At 71.5% G+C, this 2,232-nt stretch carries 2 protein-coding genes; one reads left to right on the top strand and one right to left on the bottom strand.

What is annotated here, in order from left to right:
- A partial coding sequence (locus tag D183_RS0121835) for an alpha/beta hydrolase (protein ID WP_017910870.1) occupies positions 1–889 on the top strand: 889 nt, incomplete at its 5' end.
- Between the two features lie 70 nt (positions 890–959).
- Here the strand turns inward: D183_RS0121835 and D183_RS25625 are convergent.
- Positions 960–2,232: efflux transporter outer membrane subunit (locus tag D183_RS25625; RefSeq protein WP_017910869.1), on the bottom strand; the 1,273-nt coding region annotated here is incomplete at its 5' end.

Genomic DNA, 2,232 nt, shown 5'->3' with positions numbered 1-2,232 from the left:
GGGAAAGCCGATCGAACAGCTCACCCCGTCGCAGGCGCGGCAGGTGCTGCGCGATGCCCAGGCCAATACGCCGTTGCCGCCGGCCGAGGTCAGCCGCACCACCATCCAGGCCGACGGCAAGCCGCTGAACCTGGTGATCGTGCGGCCGCCGCACACGGACGGCCAGGTGTTGCCGGCCTTCATGTTCTTCCACGGCGGCGGCTGGGTGCTGGGCGACTTCCCGACCCACGAACGCCTGATCCGCGACCTGGTCAACGCCTCCGGCGCGGTGGCGGTCTATGTGGACTACACGCCGTCGCCGGAAGCGCAGTATCCGGTCGCCATCCACCAGGCCTATGCCGCCACCCGCTGGGTGGCCGAGCATGGCGCGCAGATCGGCGTGGACGGCAAGCGCCTGGCGCTGGCCGGCAACAGCGTCGGCGGCAACATGGTCGCGGCCGTGGCGCTGCAGGCCAAGGCGGCCGGAACACCGGCGCTGCGCTACGACCTGATGCTGTGGCCGGTGACCGACGCCCGCTTCGACGATGGCTCGTACCAGCAGTTCCAGAGCGGCTACTTCCTCACCCGCAACATGATGACCTGGTTCTGGGACAACTACACCACCGATCCCAAGGCCCGCGCCGAGATCACCGCCTCGCCGCTGCGCGCCACCCCGGCGCAACTGGCCGGCCTGCCGCCGACGCTGATCCAGACCGCCGAGCTGGACGTGCTGCGCGACGAGGGCGAAGCCTTCGGCCGCAAGCTGGACCAGGCCGGGGTGACGGTCACGGTGACCCGCTACAACGGGCTGATCCATGACTTCGGCCTGCTCAATGCCCTGCGCGACGTGCCCGCGGTGCGGACCGCGATCCAGCAGGCGGGCGACGGCCTGCGCGAGCACCTGAAGTAAGCGCAGCACCGGCGGCACGTCAGGCAGCGCGTCCTGGCTGCGGCGTGCCGCCCTACCCGCCCCAACGCACTCAGGGCTGGGCGCGCTCCAGCGACGCGTCTCCGCCCAGGGTGCGATACAGCGTCACCCGATTGGTGGCCGCGGTCAGTTCCACCGCGACCAGACTGCGCTGCGCGGCGTAGTAGCTGCGCTGCGCATCCAGGTTGGACAGCGCGCTTTCCACGCCCTCGCGGTAGCGCTGCGCGCTGGCGTCGCAGGTGTTGGCGGCATCGGCGAGGAGCGCGCGCTGCGCCTGCAGCTGCGCATCGATGGTGCCGCGCCGGGCCAGGGCATCGGCCACTTCACTGAAGGCGGTCTGCACGGTCTTTTCGTAGCCGGCCAGCGCGGCATCGCGCTGCGCCTCGGTGTAGCGCACATTGGCGCGCGCCGCGCCGCCATCGAACACCGTGTAGGCGACGCCGGCGCCCACCGATGCGGTGCGCGCGTCGTGGGTGAACAGCTGCGACAGCGCGGTGCTGGTCAGGCCCAGCAGGCCGCTCAGGCTGATGCTGGGAAACAACGCGGCACGCGCCGCACCGATCTGGGCGTTGACCGCACGCAGTTCGTATTCGGCCTGCACCACGTCGGGCCGACGCAGCAGCACGCTGGTGTCCAGACCGGCCGGCGGATCGCCGATGCTGGCCGCGACCTCCTCGATCGAACCCGGCAACAGTGCCGGATCGACCGGAGCGCCCACCAGCAACTGCAGCGCATTGACGTCCTGCGCCAGCGCCGTGGTCTGCGCGGCCAGGTCGGCCTGCGCGGCATGCAGCACCTGGTTGGCCTGGTCCAGGTCCGAATGCGGCACGATGCCGCCATCCACCCGCTGTGCGGTCAGCGCCACGCTGGCGCCGGCGCTGCGCACGGTGTCCTGCGCGAGCGTCAGCAGGCTGCGGTCGCTGGCATAGGTCAGCCAGGTCGTGGCGATGTCGCCGACCAGGGTCAGGCGCGTGGCCCGGGCCGCGGCTTCCTGTTCCAGGTAGCGCTGCTGCGCGGCCGTGCTCAGCGCGTGCAGCCGGCCGAAGAGGTCGAGTTCGAACGCGGTGACGCCCACGCCCAGGTCGTAGTTGCTGGCATAACCGGCAGCCGGCGCAGCCGCTGCGTTGCCGCCCTGGGTCGTGTCGTTGCCCGGCGCCGCGCCCTTGCCGCGATAGGAGCGCGTGTAGGTCGCGCTGGTCCCCACCTCCGGCAGCAGGGCCGCGCGCTGGATGCGGTACTGCGCCCGCGCCTGGGCGATATCGGCGAGCGCGATCCGCAGATCGCGGTTGTTGTCCAGCGCCTGCGCGATCAGCGCCTGCAGCCGC

It is taken from the genome of Xanthomonas sp. SHU 199 (assembly GCF_000364665.1).
Lineage (GTDB): Bacteria > Pseudomonadota > Gammaproteobacteria > Xanthomonadales > Xanthomonadaceae > Xanthomonas_A > Xanthomonas_A sontii.
The sequence above is the reverse complement of the archived record's forward strand: the minus strand, read 5'-3'. Positions and strand labels throughout refer to the sequence as shown.